The sequence below is a fragment of the Fodinibius sediminis genome, assembly GCF_900182555.1.
Classification (GTDB): Bacteria; Bacteroidota; Rhodothermia; order Balneolales; family Balneolaceae; genus Fodinibius; species Fodinibius sediminis.
In genome coordinates this window covers 11,954-32,636 of sequence record NZ_FXTH01000006.1, presented here as the reverse complement: position 1 = coordinate 32,636, position 20,683 = coordinate 11,954, and the positions used below count along the sequence as shown (strand labels likewise).

Sequence of the window (20,683 nt, the reverse complement as noted above, 5' to 3'; positions counted from 1 at the left end):
AGCCTCCTACGGTTTTCTTATCAAGATATTTTTTCTATGAATCTCTAATCCAATTATCATATGAAAAAACAATTAATACTTACAATAATCGTAATATCATTAACAAGCATATCCTACGCCCAAAACAATGCCGAAACGATCCAAAAAGGAAATGACAACGATGCTACTGTTACCCAAGTTGGCAGTAACAATGCCTCTATTTTTCAGGGATCAGGCTTTGTCTTTTATCCTGCCGCTGCTGAGGAGGGGACTGCAGAAGGCAATACCGCAACCATAGACCAAAATGGCAGTTTCACGGCTTATATTGGTCAGGGCATCAATGAAGGAACCTCCATAAACTCTGAGGCTTTTGTGATACAGTCGGGTTCAAATGGATACGCGGATATCTTCCAGGGCGTGTTAGGGACTGCAGAAAATGCCGAAGCCAATATTATACAAAACGGATCAGGTAATTATGGAGCCATTCGCCAGTCTCAGGTAGGCTCCGCCGTAGATGTCGGTGCCTCTGTAACGCAAACAGGTTCTGGGAACTGGAGTTCTGTACTGCAAGGTTTTGGGGGCAATTCTTATTCTGCCAACAATTCAGCAACCATCACCCAGGCAGGTAGCAATAATGCCTCAACCACGCTATTACAGGGATCAAATGTAGCAGCTGCCGGACCCGGTTCCGGAGCAGGGACCGCCGAAAATAATACAGGTACCATTATTCAAAATGGTAGCAGCAATGGTACTACTGGTGATGGGGTACGAATTAACCAAGGTATAAATGGCGGCTCTGCATTTAACAATACCGGATATGTATTGCAGGATGGAGATTTTAATAACGCCATAGTCAATCAGGGTGTTGGTAACAATATGCTGTCTGAAAACAGTGAGGCCTCTGTATACCAGTACTCGGATAACAATGTTGCTACGGTTGACCAAATGGGTAATAATAATTCCGCGTCGATTACTCAGAACTAACAACAAAACTTCACCCGGGGCGACTTGAACCTGTCTCCTTTGGGGTTTTTGATGAGAAACACAATAAAACGATAATGAATAGTAACTTTTGAATTGAATGTATAAGATAGCCCCGACATCCCTACTTCTTTGTTTAATGCTACTGGCAGGCTGTGCCTCTTCCCTTCAGCCGCTGGAGACGGAACGTGTAAAGCCGGGCATCAACAGCAAAGTGCACGAATCGCTCACCCAAATGCCGGCGCCGCAAGAGAAGGTGGTGGCTGCGGTCTATCGCTTCCGGGATCAAACGGGACAATATAAGCCCACCAACCGGGGCGCCAGCTGGTCAACAGCCGTAACCCAGGGCGCTACCTCTATCCTTATCAAATCGATGGAGGATTCGGGATGGTTTACCCCTATTGAGCGGGAGGGAATTTCTAACCTGCTCAATGAACGGGAAATTATCAGTAAAACACGGCAGCAAAATAATCAGAGCGGAAAGCTCCCCCCGCTTCTCTTTGGCGGCGTACTACTTGAAGGCGGTATCATCGGATACGATACCAATGTTATTACCGGGGGCGGTGGCGTTCGCTTTTTAGGTACCGGCGCCTCCGGGCAATTCCGGAAAGATCAGGTGACAATTTATCTTCGGGCCGTCTCTACGAAGAATGGCCGTATTCTAAAAACAGTGCATACCACAAAGTCAATAATATCCCAAGAGCTTGAAAGCGGGGCCTTCCGCTATGTGGACACCAATAGGCTGCTTGAAGCCGAGGCGGGCTTTACCTACAACGAACCCCCAGTGATGGCTGTAACTGAAGCCATAGATGAGGCAATTAAAACACTGATTGTGGAAGGGGTGGAAGAAGGAATCTGGAGCCCCAAAGATCGTACTAACTATATGCAGTACCGTAAAGATTTTGAACAGGTCAAGGAATGGAAAGAGCGGGCCGAAGCCAATTACTTTGGGATAACCCAAAACAACAAACTTCGCTCAGGATTTTACCTTTCGACCAACGTGATTTTTGGCAGTCATATCGGCAGCTATCCGATATCAAAAAAAGCCGCTGGCATTTCATTGCAGGGAGAGTTTTTCTTTAGTTCGGGCAGCTCGCTCAAGTTGAATGGCCACCGATCACAAATAGGTGCACAGGATGTCTTTTTGGAACCTTATACCAACATAGACCTGACTTTCAACAAATATCTGGCCCCTGATTTCTCCCTATCACCCTATATGGGACTGGGTGGCGGCATTTTGATGTACGACCAGCAGCCGGATTTTACAGACCGTACGTTCTTTCCCTCAGCAAATGCCGAAGCGGGACTTGATTACCGCTTGTCGGAAAACGTTGGGCTCCGCATCGGTTTTAATTATCGTTACCTGATTGAGGACGGTATCGACGGGGTAAGCCAGGGGTCCATTCATGATCAACAGTGGAATATATCCACGGGCGTTTCTATCGGATTATAAACCGTATTGAACAGCTTAATAAACAAATATGGAGGTTACCATTATGAAAAATTATAAACTACTATTGATGCTCGCAGCGCTTTGCCTGTTGGGTACAGATACTGGAACCGCCCAGAAAAGTGAAGCCTTTATCAATCAGATTGAAAATCCGGGTATCGACCATAACAGCGCAGTCAGAGAATTCAGCCTGAAGTATGCATCGGGACTTCTGGATATGTTAAACGAAACGGGATTAGACTATACTGCCAATAACCAAGCGGTTATCCATCAGCGTGGAAACAGCAATCAAGCCATACTGCATCAGTATGGCAGTGACAATACGAGTATAATCAACATGACAGGCGATCGTAATTTTGCCAAATCTACCCAACAGGGCAACGCACTGCTTTCCATTATCAATATGGAAGGCAACAGGAACGCCCTTGATTTTATGCAACAGGGAGAGAACCGGGGAGCCTTCTTTCTCTTCCAGGGGAATGACATTCAATACGATGCCACCCAGACAGATAATATTTTTAATCTGACGCCCCAAAATAGTACTACCCCAGCATTCAACATTCAATCGACGCGGAGAAACCTCCCAGTCATCATTAGAAAAAACTAACATATACAGTGCTTATTTTATGAGTATTAAATATTTGCTGACCTACATGATTTGCATCACAGCATTGATGGGATGCTCCAAAGAAACCGTTTCTCCCGAACTGTTTGGCCGTATTGAAGGACAGGTTTTCAACAGCGAGACCGAGGAGAACCTTAGGGGAGTTAACATAACGACGAGTCCCGCCACAAATTCTATAACCACCGGAGAGGATGGCACTTTTGAGCTTAATGACGTCCCGACGGGACCGTATTCCGTGACAGCAAAGAAGTCTGGTTTTGAATCTTCAAGTGTAAACATACAGGTAAATGAAGACCAAACAGCAACAGCACAAATATATTTAGATCCGCAAGAAAATAATGGAAAAAAGTATCTATCTGCTAACGTAACGGTATGGACAGAAGTCTCAAGAAATGACAGTACCTTTGCCGAAGTAGAATATGAAGTTAGAAATACCAGCAAGAATAATCATATTAATGAATATGAAGTATACTTTAATATCTATACTTCAGATGAAACCTTCTCCTGGGAAGAGCGTGACACCACTCTGGCTCCTGGCGAACGTGACATAGCAGCATTTAAAAAATATGTCCAACAGGCCTCCATCGATTCTGTTACGGTAAGCGGCACTTTCACTACCAACTGATCCTCAGGTGGTACTTGCCACAGAGTGTCTCTGCCCATCTCCTTATGTAGATTAACAGGATAACAATTTTCTGAACTCTTTCATGGTGAACTCTTTTATTGAGGGAACAGGGTTTGTTTCTTGTTCATACGCAGAATGCTCAGTAGTGTAAACTGAACCCTGTCCGGTTTATTTATTTTTCGTGGTATCAATAAGGGTGCGAATCGACTGTGTATACTGGAAATAGGTCGTCAGCTTCTCCCAGTTGACCCGCCAAGATGCATTTACTACTGGGTATTTGGATTCCCATTTGCCAGCTAATTCGTCTAAGGCCAGCTCGGCTAAATCTTTGGTGTCGGCTCGATATACGCGCTTTAAATCCCGCATAAATTCCTTCTGGTCTTTGCTGGCCACATACTTCAGGGAGTTACGGATCTGGTGCACAATGCAGCTTTGTACGTCGGCTTTCGGATAGGTGCTTTCGATGGCTTCTTTGAATCCCGTGAGGTTGTCGGTGCAGGCGATCAGGATGTCCTCCAAGCCTCGGTTCTGCATGTCGGTAAGCACCTGCAGCCAGAAATTGTCCCCTTCGCTCTCCGAGATGTAGGTCCCAAGCACTTGTTTGTATCCATCTCGGTTAATACCCAAAATGTTGTAGAGCACCTTGTGGGTCACGCGTACTTTGTAGCGGGCCGCATCCATCCAAACAATGCAGTAGACGGCTTCCAGCGGTCGGGACTGCCAGGCTTTGACCTCAATGAAAATACAACCAGTAATCTTGGAGAGCACGGTGTGGGAGAGCTCGGTATCGTACATTTCGGAGATGTGAGAGCTGATGTCCCGCAGGCTCATCCCCAGCCCGTAGAGGCCGATAATTTTTATCCTGGCCTTTATCCAGCCAGGAAAACCAACGCAAAATGCCTATATCGAACGGCTTAACGGCAGCATTCGCACGGAGCTGCTCAACGCTTACATTTTTAAAACGCTGGGCGAAGTGCGCCAGAAAGTAGCCCAATGGAAATACGATTATAACCACAACCGACCCCACAAATCACTGGGATACCAAACACCAATAGAACTGTTAACATAACCGCAACTCTCTACTTTAGAATGGTCCGAAAAATGGGGAAGCTTACACTCTTTGTAGCTATTATCATTAATTTAAGCCATTTAAAAAATAAAAAATCGAAACTATTTAAAGAGGATTCATCATGAATGGAAATCAGAGTACCGCTCATATTCATATTGATGTTGATGAAGAAAAAAATCGAGACCGCCAAGCACTAGATAGCATTGTTGGACATACTTTGAAAGCTCATTCAAATATTAAACATTTAATCAATTTTCTGGAAGAAATAATTTTAACTGAAAAAAGTAGTACCCCAGAATTGCAAAGAGACAAGATACTGGAACTTATCTCTAATGATGGTGATTTTGTAAAAAAACAAATACAACAAATTGTATTTAATATGGAATGGATTGATTATGATTCATATGCACCATCTGTTGCTGCAAAATATGGCATTGAAATAACTAGAGTACTCGATTCTATAGAACGTTTGATACCTAAAATCACCCTAATCAAAATGAAGAAAGAAAAATTCAAGAATATGAATGGGAAAGGTTTTATGACAAAATCGAACCTACCCCTCCTTTAGTCTCGAAACAGCCCTATCTTAATTTAAAAGGGGATAGTTTAAAATTAAAACTAGACGAAATTCAAAAAAATGCACACACTAATTTGCTGAGAGCCAAGCAAATTAGGCGAGAAATTGGGATGTTTACAATTCCCGTAAGAATCAAAGGGTATATCCAAGAATTGGAAATGGGGGGTAAACCATTAGATTTCCATAAACGGTTCAAAGATGAACTTGAAGACATTGAAGATCGTAATTCAGTACTTCAACGACTAGCCAAATTGAACCCAAAACTAGTGGGTGGAATAGTAGATGTGGAAAAAGGAGTGATTTATCGAGTAGGAGGTTATTGGCGACGTGTTGCGAGTTACATTCTTATTCCTGCCACTGCTGCGATGGGTTTAGTCGCTATTTACTTTCTCAGTAGTAAACTGGGAAAAAACTTTAATAATTTTGCTTTAAAAGGAGATTTTTTTAATGTATACCTTATTCCATATTTGTTAACGATTGTTGGTGTTACAGGGCATATAATTAAGGAAGCCACAGCTTTTTCCTTGATAAATAGCAGCCAGGGATTTCAAATAGTATTAGGCAGATTAATGCTTTGGATTCATGTAAGAGAGTTTAAGTTTATGTTCTCTGTTTTAACGGCTATTGTTGCTTTCTATATTTTTGTGCTCTGGGACTATAGCAACTGGGAACAAGGTAACCTAGCTTCCAAAGGGGAGTATCAGATAGACTACCTAACAGCCATTCTCCTAGGATATAGTGTTGATAGCTTCTTTGAACCTTTATGGAAACGATTCAGTGTAAATGTATCGAAACAAACTCAAGAAATAAGAAAGACATTGTCTGAAAAAATACTATCCGAAAAATAATAAGGAACTGGTTCCTAGCCATTATATCTAAACAAAATAAAGAATCATCAATCGACTGACCATCGATTGGATTTTCTCTTTAGAAAGGCTTGAAAGGGAAATTTGAAAGAGTTTGTCCAACTTTTGACCCTACTATTGCTTAGGGCAAATTACGAATTGAAACTAGCCACTAGTCAAAAAAATTAAAACTCATACTGCTGGACAACATCTTCAAAACGGATCACTTTTTTTACCTCAGACGCATCAAACAAAAATGGTTCCACGTCTTTGGCCATTACTTCCATATCTAACTGCTGACAATGATCTAAAACAGCCTCTTTTAATGACTCGGGATTTGAGATAGAAACTTTGGCTTCCAAGTACTTGTAGTTAGGGGAAATATTCCGGCCCATCAGATAAACAAGATCATAAAAATCCCTTCCCTTATTGCGGTCCCGGTTTATGATAGCATATAGTTTTTGTGCCATCAGTAGGGACAAGGGGGTAGTCCAAATGGTGGTAAATACTTCAAAGCGGTTTAACAAAAACCGCTCCGGCTCATAATCAAAATGCTGGGGTTCGGTATCCAGCTGAATAAGAATCTTCTCTTCTTGATGGCCGGACAATCCCTCTTCAAACAGCAAGCCCGGAAATTTAATATGGCAATGCCAAGCTCCTTTCATTACCATTTTGAGTTCCACTTCGTATCCTTCCCGCTCAAGCCCTTTTTGAATTTCACTGGCTACCTTTTTAAAAGCATCTTCTTCCAGGGAGAGATTGTCAAAATCCAGATCTTCCGAAAATCGACGATTTCCATGTACAATACGAAGGCAGGTACCTCCAAGAAAACATAGGTCCGTTGCAAACGGACTCTCATATAATATTTCCAGTATTTTGTACTGCAGATATTCCCTGAGCATAAAACGGGGAAAACGATGTAGTTGTTCAGGGTAATAGGGATGGATCTCGCTAAGTGGTAACATCAAGATATGTCTTTAACGTATTAAGTCGCTTGCTTAGAGCCGGGGAATTTATATACAATTCATAGCTACTGAGTGTCTGCATCGAAATCCGATTATTGATCTCCGCAGCATTCCAGCGGAGGGCTTCGATATCAGCTGCCTGTTTTACATCGGAATGCAGATATAGATAATCGATCAATGTTTTTTCGGGTTCGGCCATAGCGTACCGATGGCCGTTCCATTCTTCAAGCTGATATCCAAAGAACAGTGACGGTTTGAGGTGGCGATAGGTAAAATTTCCGATTGGGGTATTAAACGAATTTGTTTTTAGTGTCGTGCAGGAAGTGATCTGAAATACGCCTTCCGGAATAAAGCCATACCGTGATAAAGCCGACTCCAGGGATACATAGGACGGATGAAACAGCTGGTTCGCCGTATAGTATAGAAAAGGCTCATCAACCTCCTGATCGGAAAAACAGTAGTAGCGGTTCCGTAGTTTTTGGATATAGCCTTTTTGCTGCCACTCAACCAGCCGCCTGCTGTCGAAGCCTGGAAAATGTTTCTCAATCTCCCGAACCGAAAAGTTCGGAAAGGCCTTCATTTCGTCTCGGAACTCGGTGTAGTTCATATCATCTGTTTCTATTTTTTGTTAAAAATAACAATTTATAGAAACAAAATAACCATTATTTATTACTTATATCCTTTAACTTCTCTTTTTCGCTATCCTACAGTACAGGCCAGAAGGGGAGGGATTGTCGCAATCGGGTGGAACGTTCGGAATCCGACTTTAAAAATTTCTTTAGACACTGCATCCCAAAATTCCGTAACAGGCCTGCAAGGGTTATGGGAGGAGCACGAGAGGAAGGAAAGTGGGCCCGGAGGGACTTGAACCCCCGGCCAATCGATTATGAGTCGACTGCTCTAACCAACTGAGCTACGGGCCCGGCTGCGAATAGAATTGCGGCGCGTAAATTAATGGTTTTTACTACCTCTTACAAGACTTTTAAACAAGAATTTATGCCCCGGCGATCGCTGTTACGGCTCTCCGGTCATTTCAGAGCTTCCCTTGTCCGGGCGGAGAATATATCAACATCCCTTGGTTGAAGAACTATGCCGGCGCTCCTGCCCTTCATGCTGAACAGGCAATTAATGGAAATACAGACCATATATTCCGAAACATCTGCCGTCCCGTCCGGCATAAACGGCCCTTTCGTCGCATTCCATAAAAAATATTTTTTAAAAATAGGAATTCTATGGAATAAGCGGTACCTTGCAATGTTATAATTAATTACCCACCTACAAAGTGTATTTTTTGAAAAGACGCGTTTACCCAACTCCTTTCATCAGATGAAGCCCATAGGTGCATAAAGACAGAATACAAGACATGACACAAGGCAAAGTAAAATTTTTCGACACCCAAAAGGGATTCGGATTTATTAAACCAGATGACGGAAGCAAGGATGTTTTCGTTCACAGAAATAATGTTGAGAACCTGGATTACAACCAGGGACTTGAAGACGGTGAAGCTGTAGAGTTTGACGTTGAAGAGACTGACAAAGGCTTAAGTGCTATCAATGTTACAAGCCTGGATTACAAGTAGGTCCCGGTTTAGTATCATTTAGATATTAAGAGCCCGCTTCTTTTGGAAGCGGGCTTTTTTTATTTCCCTGTCCCCCCCGCAATGGGATTTTTCGTCCCAACAGCCCTGTTGAATGAGGAGCAGAACCGGGAAAAACCGGGGCCACCAAATATTCTTTTCCTTTCTTAAACAGCTTTAGTTGCTTTTTAGCTCTTTCTTCCGGTAATTATTTGCTTACGATTCTTTACGGTTCAATACATTAAGATATTGGGATATCAAAAGGGACTATGAAGTTAGGAAGGATCATTATGCTTACCGCCCTGGCCGGCCTCGCCGCCTGCACGCAGGCAAAGGAGCCTCATACCTACTTTCCGCTGCCGGAGCACACCCAAAATGTTGTGCATTCCAGGGATCAGTCGTTCACGGTTGATACCGTCGTGACCGGCCTTAGCCGCCCGTGGAGCATGGCCTTTCTCCCGGACGATCGAATGCTGATAACCGAGCGGGAGGGGAACCTATGGATGATCAAAGAAGGGAAACTTCTTCCAGAACCGGTGCAGGGCCCCGTGCCATCAGGACTCCGGGATATCGCCCTGCATCCCCAGTACGACCAAAACGGGTGGATCTACCTCTCCTACTACCAGGAACCCGGAGACGGAGAAGGGGGATATACGGTCCTGATACGGTCGCGGCTCCAGGGCCACCGGCTGACCGACGTGGAAACCCTCTATACTGCCGGTCCCTTCGAGGAGGGCGGGAACTGGTACGGCAGCCGTATCGCTTTTGATACCAAAGGATACCTTTTCTTTACCGTTGGCATACGGGGCGCCCGGGCGAATGCCCAGGACCTGTCTAACCATGCCGGCAAAACGATGAGATTGTACGATGACGGGCGAATTCCCGAGGACAATCCCTTTGTGGATAGCCCGGGAGCCCTGCCGGAAATCTATACCTATGGACACCGGATGCACGAGGGGCTGGTCCGCCACCCCCGGACCGGTGAGCTCTGGTCGCATGAACACGGGGCAAAGGGAGGAGACGAGATCAACATTATCGGCCCCGGACGGAATTACGGCTGGCCGGAGGTAACCTACAGCCTTAACTACGACGGCTCCATCATCAGCGAGGATACGCTCCGGGAGGGCATGGAACCGCCCATCCACCACTGGACGCCCTCCATTGCGCCTTCGGGCATGGACTTTGCCATAAACAGCCGTTACCCGGCCTGGGAAGGCAACCTGTTTTCAGGAGCCCTATCACACCGGCTGCTGATGCGCAGCATCATTGAAGGACACCGTGTAATTGAGGAAGAACCGCTGCTCGAGGATATCGGCCGGGTCCGCAGCGTAAAGCAGGCCCCGGACGGCTTGCTGTATGTGATGAGCGAAGACAACGGCCTGATCGTCCGGCTGGTGCCCGCACCCTGATGCCGGCCGCCGCCCGAACTGCACTTTTAACTATGATAACACCTTTCATCATGAATGTAACTTGGTTTTTTTATTTCGCTGTCATCAAGCAATGGTTCAAACAGGGAGCGGCCCATCTCTTTCCTTTGCTGCTGATCCTGGGCCTGCAGGCTGCAGCGACCGAACCTGCCTTAGCTCAGCAAGGCCCGGAATATACCATATACCGCACAGCCACTCCCATCAACATAGACGGACAGCTTGAAGAGCCCGCCTGGACGGCGGCCCCGGATGTGGGGCCATTCGTTTTCCCATGGTACGAAGAAGGAAAACGGGAACAGACCGTGGCCAAACTTTTGTGGGATGACCGGAACCTATATGTCGTTTTCATCTGCGAGGATGCCCATATCTGGGCTGAACATACCCTGCGCGACTCCCAGGTGTACCTGGACGATGCCGTCGAAGTGTTTACCGCCCCCAATCCCGATCGCCCGCGGGCCTATTTCAATATCGAAATGAATGTGCTCGGCGCGTTCCTGGACAACTACCAGCCGGAAGGAACGCAGGACCGGGAAAACTGGAACGCCCGCAATATTGATATTAAAACAACCATCGCAGGCTCGCTTAACAACGACCGCGACAAGGACCAGTACTGGATCCTGGAGGCCGCAATCCCTTTTGAAAATTTCTCTCATGTTGCCCGGCAAACCCCACCCCGCGACGGAAGCGTATGGCATCTGAACCTCAACCGGCTGGGCGGAAACACCAACCCGCAGTTCAGCCAATGGTCAGCCAGCCAGATGGGCAAACCGGATTTTCATGTGCCCGAAGATTTCGGGCGGGTTATCTTTTCGAAACGCACCAGTCCTTTCCGGCGATAATATACACAAGCATTCCATCCCAACACTACCACACCTATGGACCCGATACTCAGAATAGTACCAGCGATCCTTCTTTCACTGCTATGCATCCTTGGACTTGCGGGATGTTCAGCGACAGAAGAACCGGCAGGCAGGGAGATTGTCTACGCCGGAACGTTCGAAGGCCGCGGAAGCGAGGGACTGTACGTTTATTCCTTTGACCGGGAAACAGGACGTTTCAACAGGATACAAACGGTTCGCGACCGAATAGCTCCCGACTTCCAGGCGCTGCACCCCGGCAAGCGCTACCTGTACTCAGTCAGTGATACCCCGTTTACGGATGAATCAGACCACGGTACCGTATCGGCTTACCGCATCGACCAGGAGACGGGGAAGCTGTCGCTTATCAATGAACAGTCGGTCCAGGGCCCGGGGCCTGCCCATGTCAGTGTAGACCCCGGCGGGCGGTTTGTCTACGTCTCGAACTATAGCGGAGGTAACCTGAGTGTGTTTCAAATAGCGGAAGACGGCCGGCTGAGTCCAGCGGTGGAAGTCGTCCAGCACGAGGGGCGCGGTGCCCATGAAACCCGCCAACAGGCGCCTCATGTTCATTCTGCTGTTCCCTCCGCCGATGGACGTTTTCTCTACGTTTCGGATCTGGGCACTGATCGGATCATGATCTATAAAGTTCATCCCCGGACCGGGGCGCTGAGTCCGGCTGAGATGCCCTATGCCGAAGCCGTGCCCGGCTCGGGTCCCCGTCATTTTACGATCCATCCGAATGGATCTTTTGCCTACTCAGCCCAGGAACTCACCTCCACCGTGGCCGCTTTCCAAGTGGATTCAGCAACCGGAGCACTCACCAAAATTCAGCGATTGAGCATGCTCCCGGAAGGTTATGAAGAACAGGGCAATTCGGCCGCTGATATTCATATCTCACCCGACGGACGTTTCCTGTACGCCTCCAATCGGGGCCATGACAGCCTGGTTATCTACAGCATTGATCCAGACAGCGGTACCCTCAGCCTTGTCGGTCATGCCTCCACGCAGGGGGCGCATCCCCGAAATTTTATGATCGATCGCAAGGGCGACTTCGTGCTGGCTGCTAACCGGGACAACGACAATGTCGTGCTCCTTCAGCGGAACAAAGAAACAGGACAGCTGCAATACAGCGGGCAGCAGCTGCAGATCCCCATGCCCGTCTGCCTGACCCAGCTCATACTGGAATAATAGCCACCTCATTCCTACTTTTCAGCCAACATAAATTTTCCATCGGCTAACAACTGTGCCCATGATCAGCTGGAATGATTTTAAAAAGGTAGACCTTCGTATTGGAACCATCAAAGAGGTCAGTGATTTCCCGGAAGCCCGCAAACCAGCCTACAAGCTGATCGTGGATTTTGGTGAAGAGATTGGCCTGAAAAAGAGCAGCGCCCAGATTACGGAGCGATATTCCAAAGAAGATTTGGTGGGCCAGCAGGTAATAGCTGTGGTAAACTTCCCGCCCAAGCAGATTGGCCCCTTCATGTCGGAATGCCTGGTTACCGGCTTCTACGACAATGACAGCGTGGTACTGGCCGTCCCGGAGCAGAAAGTACCAAACGGAGCCAAGCTGTGCTGATGCAGGGCTGACCGACGATGCAAGCTCTATGGTCTATTTCACTGGCGGCAACCAGGAACTCTGCAATGCGAACCATCCCGCCGACGTTATATGCTTTATCCGCAAACGGGCATGCCATACCTCCTCGAATCAGTCTTTGAACATGCCCCAGGAGCCCAGAGAGGCCCTGATCTGGAAGCCCGATTGTCCTGAAAAACCGATATCCCCGACTGATAGCAATTTTCACCTGTTTATGACAACTTGTTGGAAGGTTTTGGATAAAATATTCGTTTTATGCTTATACCAGCACAAAGAATAAAAACCGATTCCGGATTGTTTACGTATTAAGGGAATGGAAAGTCCCATCAACGAATTCTTTAGTTATGATGAACCCATATATAATACTACTCGCAGCTATGCTGGTATTTACAGCATGTAATTCTAATGCCCAAAACCGATCATCCATGGAAAACAACAAGACACCCTCGACCAATAGCCAGCTGCAGGAAGCCACTCTCGGCGCCGGATGTTTCTGGTGTGTGGAAGCTATCTTTGAGGAAGTCAAGGGGATCAAAAGCGTCGTAGCCGGCTATGCCGGTGGACAGAAGAAAGACCCGACCTATCGCGAAGTTTCATCGGGCACCACCGGCCATGCCGAGGTAACGCGCATCGTCTATGATCCCTCTGTGGTTTCCTTCGAGCAGCTGCTGGATGTATTCTGGCATACGCACAATCCAACGACCAAGAATCGCCAGGGAGCCGATGTGGGCCCCCAGTATCGCTCAGTCATTTTCTATCACAATGAAGAGCAAAAAGAGATCGCCGAGCAGTCCATGGAGAAGACCGACCAATCCGGCTTGTGGGACGATCCGATCGTTACGGAAATCGAGCCCCTAACCAATTATTCGGAAGCGGAAAACTATCACCAGAACTACTACGCAAACAACCCCAACGCAGGCTACTGCACGGTGGTCATTGCCCCCAAACTGAAGAAGTTTCGGAAAGAGTTTTCCCATATGCTCAAAGAAAGCGCGGCTAAACAATCAGAAAACCGATAACCTGCGCCCCGGGCTGACCCGCTCGGGACCTTGCTTCCAAGGCGAAGGGTCCCAAGGAACTATCCCCTTGGGGATTTCGGTTGATAAGTGCACACGTTCAATTCACGCAAATGAAAAAAATACAAACAACTCAATGGTGATGACTATGCTTAAAACAATATTGAATACCCTTTTTGGACTGTCTTTGCTTCTTTTTGGCCTAAATCCACAGGCGCTGGCCCAGGAGCGGGGCAACGAACAAGCGCGAACCAGCCCGAATGCATCGGTCAGCCAAACCATCGGTACCACCATCGTCAAGATCAGCTACGGGCGGCCGGGGGTTAAAGGTCGCGAGGTTTTCGGAGGGTCACTGGTGCCCTATAACAAGGTCTGGCGCACCGGAGCCAATGAATCCACGACCATCACCTTCAGCGACGATGTTACGGTGCAGGGCGAAGAGCTGTCTGCGGGGACCTACTCGCTCTATACCATCCCCGGGGAAGAGGAATGGACCATCATTTTCAACAAAAACATATCCTGGGGGACCGAGTATGACGAAAGCCAGGATGTGCTTAGGGTCACCACAACGGCCGAATCGGCTGATGCCAATGAACAGCTGATGTTTTACTTCGAGGACGTCTCAGAAACCTCCGGCACGGCCGTGCTGCGGTGGGACGATGTAAAAGTGCCGTTTACCATCGAGGTGTAGAAATCCTTTCAGCCTTCGGTTTTGAATGCAAAAGTATTATAAGAAAAGGGCAGCCCGGTCGGGGCTGCCCTTTTTGTTATCTAACCATTGACATATCTATCATATCAACTAAAATTTAAACGACAGCTGCAGTAAAAAATTGCGGCCGGCCTGCGGGTAATAATAATTGAAATACTGGGGGTTGCCATCTGCAATAAAGCCGTAGGTATACCCATTGGATTCATACATCACGTTGAAGAGGTTATTAACCATAAGCGTGGCCTTGACCTTCTCCATCAGGGAGATGGCGGTCCAGTCGTAGCTCAGCTGCACGTCGTTGACGAAATAGGGATCCAGCGAACGACTTCGGGTCTGGGTATTATCCAGATACTGGCGGGCAACATACTTGGATGACAGCTGGGCTGATAACCCCTCCCGGCTGTACCGCAGCAGGGAATGAGCGGTAACATCGGGAGAAAAAGCGATATCGGAATTCTCGTAGGTTATGACATCCTGCGTCCCCGAATCATAATCATCGAGATAATAGGTATAGTCTCGGATCTTGTTGCGACTGAAGGTCGCGTTCCCCGACCATTCCAGGTTGTCCAGCAGCTGCACGCCCGCCTGAAGCTCAATCCCCATCCGGTAGCTCTCGGGCACATTTTGCCGCACATAGGCCCCGACATCGTTGATTTCGCCTGTCAGGATGAGCTGATCTTTGTAATCCATGTAGTAGAAATTGGCCGATACCTGGAAAGACTCAAAGGTTCCGCTGTACCCGGCCTCCCAGTCGTAGAGGGTTTCGTGCCGGGGTCGGTTCTCGGGCGTGGAATTCACATACTCATCGCGGGTCGGTTCCTTGTTGCCGACACTGAACGAAAGGTAAGCCCGATGGTTGTTCCTGAGGCGATAGGTGAGACCTGCCTTGGGATTGAAAAAGGCAAGCTCATCACGCTGCTCTACATCCACAACCTCCTCTCCCCCGCCCGGCTGGCGCAGTCGATCCTTTCCCAGGAACTCGTAGGTAATCTGTCGGATCTGGGCATCCGCAAAAGCCGTGAAATGATCTGTCAGGTGGTATCGCCCCTTCAGATAGGTATTAAAATCCTTTTTAAAGGCGTTATTGAAGTAGTACCGGTCATCCATCTCGCTGTCGCCGGCATAGCGGGCCCAGACAACCTCCCCGAAATGATCGCCGTCATACTCATTATAGCCGCCTCCAAGGGTCAGCGACCACCGGTCCTCTTTTTTATAATCCGTGGAGAAAACCGCCCCGTAAAAATGGTTATCCAGCCACAGCTGCCGCACCAGGTCGCTCTGGCTGATCGTGGTATCGGGTAGGCCGATGGGGGCAATATTGTATTCCCCCAGCGGCTGTTCGGCCTTGTATTCCTCGTAATAGCCGCGTCCGTAGGTATAATGGGCCGAAAGGTTGGCATTCCAACTGTCGGAAAGTTGATAGGAGTAGTGGAGCTGATAGTGGTCCTGCTGGTAATTATCCGTCTGGTTGTCATAAGGCTCACCGGCTTTCTCCGTCCCTGCCGGGTTGTGTGTGCGATCTCCGTCTTCGAGCCTGCTTTCGGATACTCCGTACCAGGCCTGATAGGTCTTTTCCCGCCCCGAAAAGATGTCCGACCGCAGCAGGCTGCGGTCGCCGTTCCGTGCGGCAGACAGATAGAAGGATTTCAGATCCGAGCTGGCCCGGTCGATATAGCCGTCGGATGCTATCTTGGAAAGTCGTCCCTGGAACTGCCAGCCGTTGTTCATGAGACCCGATCCCAGCATCACATTAGCCTTGCGGGTATTGAAGGACCCCACCGAGGTGTTAACCTCGCCGTAAGGATCGGTTTGCATTTGCGTCGTCTGAATATTCATGGTCGCCCCGAAGGCGGCAGCCCCGTTGGTGGACGTCCCCACCCCGCGCTGCACCTGGATATTTTCAACCGACGAGGCCAGGTCCGGCATATTGACCCAATACACACCATGTGATTCTGCATCGTTGACCGGGATCCCATTGATGGTCACATTGATGCGCCGCTGATCAACGCCGCGAATGCGCAGGCCTGTATAGCCAATACCCCCTCCCGCATCCGACGTGGTCGTCACGGAAGGCGTACCCTCCAGGAGGTAGGGCAGATCCTGCCCCAGGTTCTTTTCTTCAATCCGGGTGTGACTTACATTTTCATAGGCCATCGGGGAGGCTTCGTCGGCTCGCAGGGCCTCCACAAAAACTTCATTGCTCATAAGCGTGCTGCGGTCCATTGCGATCTGCAGGGAGGCTTCATCCTTGCCCGCCTCAATCGTCTTCGTCCGGTAGCCCACGAACGTAATTCGGAGCCGGACCGGTTCTGTTCCGGTAATTTCAAGGGTAAAGCGGCCGCTGCGATCGGCGGACACCCCGTTGGAAGTACCGACTTCGAGCACATTGGCCCCCGCCAGCGGCTCGTTCGTCCGGGCATCGATAATCGTTCCGGTTATCGTTTGAGCCATGAGCGGACTGCTCATCGCCATAAAAAAACACAGGATACCCGTGCTGAATAGATAAAGTGGTAACTGTTTGGAAAACATAAGTTCCTCCGTCTTATCAGGTTATAAGAGCGGGAGATGAACTTGCAAGAAATGCTGATCAACGGGCAGCTGTTGCTGCCGGGTTTCCCTACGCCGGTGCTAACCGGTTCAGGTTCTCAGGGTATGATCTCAGCCTGCTGTTGCAAGCACCCCCAACCATGGGTTCTTTGTTATGTGCCGCAAAGATACGGCCTTGCCCAGTGATCTACAAAAGAAACCGGCCACTAATTTTTTTCCGCCCGTGTCAAACCACCCCATCCTGCATACCCGAACTATTTTTTGCTCTTCATTCCTGAATTGCCCATTATTGAAATAACCATTTTACAAAAAATGATTGTCATGAAGCATGTTGCGCTGATCGCCGCCGGATGTCTGCTGTTTGTAGGTGCCTGTTCCTCAGGAGAAAAGAACGCTGCCGCATCCGACTCTTCCTACCAGGCAATCTCGGCCCTTGGGGATACCCTGTATGCCCCGCCCCTCACCCCTGAAGATGAACGCCGGTTTGAATCCGAGCTGGAAAAGGCCCGGGCCGATTACGAAAACACCCCTGAAGACGCCGACGCTCTGCTCCGCTATGGGCGCTACGAGTCCAGCCTTGGAAATTACACAAAAGCCGTTTCCCTTTTCAGTGAAGGTATTGAGAATCATCCCAAAGACGCCCGCTTTTATCGCTACCGGGGACACCGCTATATTACGCTCCGCAAGTTCGATGATGCCATTGACGATCTCAAACGGTCCTCGGAGTTGATCTACGGTTCCGAGGACCAGCCGGAGCCTCCCCTTGCGGCAACAGCCGAGGGGAACGAAGAAACCCGCCGGACCCTTCATACCAGCATCTGGTACCACCTGGGGCTGGCCTATTACCTCAAAGGCAGCTACGATCAGGCACAGAATGCCCTGGAGGAATGCCTCCGCCTTTCGACCAATGATGATACCTTTGTGGCGGCTTCCTACTGGCTGTATATGGCGCTCCGGCGGGGCGGCAAAGACGACCTGGCCGGCGATGTACTGGACCCCGTTGCCGAAGAGATGGACATTCTTGAAAACATCCAGTACCATAAGCTCCTGCTCGTTTTCAAGGGCGTCTTTAAACCGGACATGCTGCTTGAGGAACTGCAAAACAGCGATGCCCTGGAATACGCCACACTGGGGTACGGTCTCGGAAACTGGCACTACATCAATGGCCGGGAAGAGCGGGCCCGGGAACTTTTCCAAAAGGTCTACAGCGGAGAGCACTGGCCGGCCTTTGGCTATATAGCCGCCGAGGAGGACCTCAGCCGCCTTTTCAGTCAATCGTCATAACTGTCACTGCCCCACCATAAACACTGCATTCCCAAACAGCAGCTTTCCATTGTGCCAGAAAGCCCGAAACAGCGGGTTATCGACCAAGTAGACGATGCTTCCACTGCCCATGCGCTGGACCCCGAAAACCAGGGTATTCTTCAGTCTCTCCTTGGCCTTGTACCCTGCAAAACCACTCATATGAGATTCCTCTCCCGTTACTCCCACATTCCAACCCTCGTCCAGGAATTTATAGGCATCGCTGTTGAGTTTCAGGGAGAAATAGTGAGAGTCGTAGCCGAAAGCAAGGGGATGGGTGGAATCCATCCTGACCTTGAATATCGATCCCGCATTAAAATCTGATATTCGCTGCCGCTGCTGTGCTCCAAAGGTATCGATCTCAACCTTGGATGTATCGGACGGCAGCGCCCTGGATGCCAGCGAAAAGTCATCCCGGTCAACCAGCATTTTATTGGCGCCCCCCAGGGCAATCAACTTGCCGCCCGCAGACACCCAGGCCTTGACCTTCTGCAGCTGCTGTTCATCCAGCATCTGACTGCCAGAACCGGCGGGCAGCACCAGGACGTCATAATTATGCAAATCCACGTCATCAAAATAATCGGTACGCAGCAGGGTCAGCGGATAATTGATCTGCTGATCAAAAAAGTGCCAGACTTCCCCCACCCGGTTTGGCGAAGTACTGCGCCCGCTCAGCAAAGCCACCCGCGGTTTTGCAATATGACGCACGGAAGAGGACCCGAAATCGGCCCCGGACTTCACGAATCCTGTTTCCACCGGCATCAGCTGCTGGCGGTGCCGGGCGGCAATATCCTGTACCAGCCGATCAAACCGCCCCCCCAAGGTTCTGTTATTCGTGCGGGTAATGATCAGCGTGCCGGCGGCGTACTGTTCTCCGTCAAGCACAAAGGCACGACGGGCATGGCGTACGTCTACCTCCTTCCTGAGGAGGTCTGCGAGCATTTTTATATCCTGCGTATCCTGCCATCTGGCCAGATAGGCATAAGGTTTTTCAGTCCTGAGGCCAGCGACCTCCTTGACCGGCCCTTCGAAAGAAGCCACCTCCACCTTCTTTGTCATGGCATATCCCTCCAGCCCGAAGGCATAGTGCTGCTCCCAGGCGGTAATGTCGTAGGTTACCGAATCTTCCAGCTCCGGGCGAGGCTCAAAAAAGATCCGTGCCAAGATCGATTTGGGCTGGTAGGCACTCACCAGGTAATCATCCCTGCGCAGCTGAAACCGTTCTTCCTTTCCCGTCGTATAGTTGTAGCCGGTCAGGGATTGCTCTTTTTTTGCCTTACCATACGCCACCTGGTGCCGGTCGAGCAGTTCAAAAAGCGCCTCCAGCTTGTCGGGATTGTTACTGCCTTTAATAACAAAGGTTTTGTACTTCCCGGTCGGCTCACGGTTGGATTTTCGGTAATAATTGCTGAATTCCTCTATAATCTCTTCGGCATGGCGTGCGCTGACTTCCACGGTCGACAAGCCGGTCGTAACATGATGGGTCAGGCGGTCTTTAAGTGTAAGGGTATCCCCCTCGGTTTTCAGAATACCCAGCCCCGCCCGGCTGTGTCCGCCCTGCTCATAGGTCATCCCGATGGCGCCGTTGAACATGGGATAGGTATCACCGTAGCTGGGGTAGAAAAGATCAAAAACTTCGCGGGTAAAATACAGCCAGTTATTCTTGTTGAAATAGGCCGCGTGGTTCTTACCAATGGTATACTGGAAATCGTGCTGCCAATCGGTGATTGCATGGTGAAAGGGTTCAGCGGCCGGGGCAAAATAGTAGGGTGCCTCATAGCTCTGCTCATGAAAATCCACATGAATGTGGGGCATCCACCGCTGGAACTCGGCTACCCGTACCCGGCTCTCGTGCTGTGTCAGCCATGCCCAGTCCCGATTCAGATCAAAATAATAGTGGTTGGTGCGTCCCCCTGGCCACGGCTCATGATGTTCACGGGCTTCCGGATGAATATTGGGCAGCTCGCCCGCGGTCTGCCTGTACCACTGAATGTATCGCTGGCGCCCGTCGGGATTCAGCATCGGGTCGATGACCACAACAGCATCCCGGAGCCAGCGCCGTGCATCCCTGTTGCCGGGCCGGGCCAGCTCGTAAAGGGTTTTCATCGCCGCCTCGCTGCTTGAGGGCTCATTCCCGTGCACGTTATAACTCAGCCATACGATGGCCGGCGAGTCTGCCGCCGGAGCCCCCTCAGTCAGTCCAGTTCGTTTCAGGTTATTCCTGCGGATCTCTTCAAGCCTGTCCATATGCTCCCTGCTGGAGACAAAGGCCAACAGCATCTCCCGCCCCTCATTTGATTCGCCATATTTTTTCACGCTGACCAGGGATGAATGATCGGCAACATGCCGGATGTAGTCCATCACCCTGTGATGAGGAGTCCACTTACTGCCCAGCTCGTATCCCAGATAATCGGAGGGGGAGCGAAGCTGTTCCTGTGCCCTGGCATCCACGACCGCTGACACCGCCGCAAGCAGGGCGAAAGCAGCCAGTTTGAAGTTTAGCGATTTAATCATCATACAATAACTATAGTGT

Annotated in this window: 18 protein-coding genes, 1 tRNA gene, 2 pseudogenes and 1 riboswitch; of the genes and pseudogenes, 15 read left to right on the top strand and 6 right to left on the bottom strand. The window is 49.3% G+C overall.

The window, feature by feature from the left end:
• The first annotated feature begins 60 nt into the window (after positions 1-60).
• The 4 genes from FN808_RS07935 to FN808_RS07920 all read left to right on the top strand — a co-directional run bounded on the left by FN808_RS07935 (position 61) and on the right by FN808_RS07920 (position 3,660).
• Positions 61-963, top strand: a complete 903-nt coding sequence (locus tag FN808_RS07935; RefSeq protein WP_142714037.1) for a curlin repeat-containing protein — start codon at positions 61-63, stop codon at positions 961-963.
• A gap of 136 nt (positions 964-1,099) precedes the next feature.
• Positions 1,100-2,413: a CsgG/HfaB family protein gene (locus tag FN808_RS07930; protein ID WP_221929970.1), complete on the top strand. Its 1,314-nt coding sequence runs from the start codon at positions 1,100-1,102 to the stop codon at positions 2,411-2,413.
• A 43-nt stretch (positions 2,414-2,456) separates the two neighbouring features.
• Complete coding sequence (locus FN808_RS07925; RefSeq protein ID WP_185958304.1) at positions 2,457-3,017, top strand: hypothetical protein; 561 nt, start codon at positions 2,457-2,459, stop codon at positions 3,015-3,017.
• A 19-nt stretch (positions 3,018-3,036) separates the two neighbouring features.
• Positions 3,037-3,660 (top strand): carboxypeptidase-like regulatory domain-containing protein, encoded by a 624-nt coding sequence (locus FN808_RS07920; protein ID WP_142714034.1) that lies wholly within the window; start codon positions 3,037-3,039, stop codon positions 3,658-3,660.
• A gap of 180 nt (positions 3,661-3,840) precedes the next feature.
• Here FN808_RS07920 and FN808_RS07915 read toward each other — a convergent pair.
• Positions 3,841-4,518, bottom strand: a pseudogene (locus tag FN808_RS07915) (IS256 family transposase); the annotation flags it as partial.
• A 10-nt stretch (positions 4,519-4,528) separates the two neighbouring features.
• Here FN808_RS07915 and FN808_RS07910 point away from each other — a divergent pair.
• The 3 genes and pseudogenes from FN808_RS07910 to FN808_RS07900 form a co-directional block, all read left to right on the top strand.
• A pseudogene (locus tag FN808_RS07910) lies at positions 4,529-4,729 on the top strand (integrase core domain-containing protein); the annotation flags it as partial.
• A gap of 121 nt (positions 4,730-4,850) precedes the next feature.
• The gene (locus FN808_RS07905) at positions 4,851-5,297 is read left to right on the top strand and encodes a hypothetical protein (RefSeq protein WP_142714032.1); all 447 of its coding nucleotides are present in this window, start codon (positions 4,851-4,853) and stop codon (positions 5,295-5,297) included.
• 119 nt (positions 5,298-5,416) lie between these two features.
• Positions 5,417-6,154 carry a hypothetical protein gene (locus FN808_RS07900; RefSeq protein ID WP_142714031.1) on the top strand — a complete coding sequence of 246 codons (738 nt, stop codon included), beginning with the start codon at positions 5,417-5,419 and terminating at the stop codon, positions 6,152-6,154.
• 182 nt (positions 6,155-6,336) lie between these two features.
• Here FN808_RS07900 and FN808_RS07895 read toward each other — a convergent pair whose 3' ends face one another.
• The 3 genes from FN808_RS07895 to FN808_RS07885 all read right to left on the bottom strand — a co-directional run bounded on the left by FN808_RS07895 (position 6,337) and on the right by FN808_RS07885 (position 8,039).
• On the bottom strand, positions 6,337-7,116 hold the full coding sequence (locus FN808_RS07895; protein ID WP_142714030.1) for a nucleotidyl transferase AbiEii/AbiGii toxin family protein: 780 nt from the start codon (positions 7,114-7,116) through the stop codon (positions 6,337-6,339).
• Positions 7,103-7,723, bottom strand: a complete 621-nt coding sequence (locus FN808_RS07890; protein WP_142714029.1) for a type IV toxin-antitoxin system AbiEi family antitoxin domain-containing protein — start codon at positions 7,721-7,723, stop codon at positions 7,103-7,105. The genes FN808_RS07895 and FN808_RS07890 overlap by 14 nt, the downstream gene beginning before the upstream one ends.
• 242 nt (positions 7,724-7,965) lie before the next feature.
• A tRNA-Ile gene (locus tag FN808_RS07885) sits at positions 7,966-8,039 on the bottom strand.
• Positions 8,040-8,479: 440 nt separating this feature from the next.
• On the opposite strand from FN808_RS07885, the gene FN808_RS07880 reads away from it, so the two are divergent.
• The 7 genes from FN808_RS07880 (at position 8,480) to FN808_RS07850 (ending at position 14,283) form a co-directional block, all read left to right on the top strand.
• Positions 8,480-8,695: a cold-shock protein gene (locus FN808_RS07880; RefSeq protein ID WP_142714028.1), complete on the top strand. Its 216-nt coding sequence runs from the start codon at positions 8,480-8,482 to the stop codon at positions 8,693-8,695.
• Positions 8,696-8,961: 266 nt separating this feature from the next.
• Positions 8,962-10,101: a PQQ-dependent sugar dehydrogenase gene (locus tag FN808_RS07875; RefSeq protein ID WP_142714027.1), complete on the top strand. Its 1,140-nt coding sequence runs from the start codon at positions 8,962-8,964 to the stop codon at positions 10,099-10,101.
• Positions 10,102-10,151: 50 nt separating this feature from the next.
• Positions 10,152-10,958, top strand: a complete 807-nt coding sequence (locus FN808_RS07870; RefSeq protein WP_185958303.1) for a carbohydrate-binding family 9-like protein — start codon at positions 10,152-10,154, stop codon at positions 10,956-10,958.
• 36 nt (positions 10,959-10,994) lie between these two features.
• Positions 10,995-12,167 carry a lactonase family protein gene (locus FN808_RS07865; protein WP_142714025.1) on the top strand — a complete coding sequence of 391 codons (1,173 nt, stop codon included), beginning with the start codon at positions 10,995-10,997 and terminating at the stop codon, positions 12,165-12,167.
• A gap of 61 nt (positions 12,168-12,228) precedes the next feature.
• Entirely contained in the window at positions 12,229-12,558 is a 330-nt protein-coding gene (locus tag FN808_RS07860) for a tRNA-binding protein (RefSeq protein WP_246068310.1), read from the top strand.
• 443 nt (positions 12,559-13,001) lie between these two features.
• Complete coding sequence (gene msrA, locus FN808_RS07855; protein WP_221929969.1) at positions 13,002-13,595, top strand: peptide-methionine (S)-S-oxide reductase MsrA; 594 nt, start codon at positions 13,002-13,004, stop codon at positions 13,593-13,595.
• Between the two features lie 145 nt (positions 13,596-13,740).
• Complete coding sequence (locus FN808_RS07850; RefSeq protein ID WP_221929968.1) at positions 13,741-14,283, top strand: DUF2911 domain-containing protein; 543 nt, start codon at positions 13,741-13,743, stop codon at positions 14,281-14,283.
• Between the two features lie 108 nt (positions 14,284-14,391).
• Here the strand turns inward: FN808_RS07850 and FN808_RS07845 are convergent, their stop codons facing one another.
• Positions 14,392-16,830, bottom strand: a complete 2,439-nt coding sequence (locus FN808_RS07845; protein WP_246068309.1) for a TonB-dependent receptor — start codon at positions 16,828-16,830, stop codon at positions 14,392-14,394.
• A gap of 68 nt (positions 16,831-16,898) precedes the next feature.
• Positions 16,899-16,994, bottom strand: a riboswitch (TPP riboswitch).
• Positions 16,995-17,169: 175 nt separating this feature from the next.
• On the opposite strand from FN808_RS07845, the gene FN808_RS07840 reads away from it, so the two are divergent.
• Positions 17,170-18,132 carry a tetratricopeptide repeat protein gene (locus tag FN808_RS07840; protein ID WP_185958302.1) on the top strand — a complete coding sequence of 321 codons (963 nt, stop codon included), beginning with the start codon at positions 17,170-17,172 and terminating at the stop codon, positions 18,130-18,132.
• 3 nt (positions 18,133-18,135) lie between these two features.
• On the opposite strand, the gene FN808_RS07835 is transcribed toward FN808_RS07840, so the two are convergent.
• The gene (locus FN808_RS07835; protein ID WP_142714240.1) at positions 18,136-20,664 is read right to left on the bottom strand and encodes a M14 family metallopeptidase; all 2,529 of its coding nucleotides are present in this window, start codon (positions 20,662-20,664) and stop codon (positions 18,136-18,138) included.
• Between the last annotated feature and the right edge of the window lie 19 nt (positions 20,665-20,683).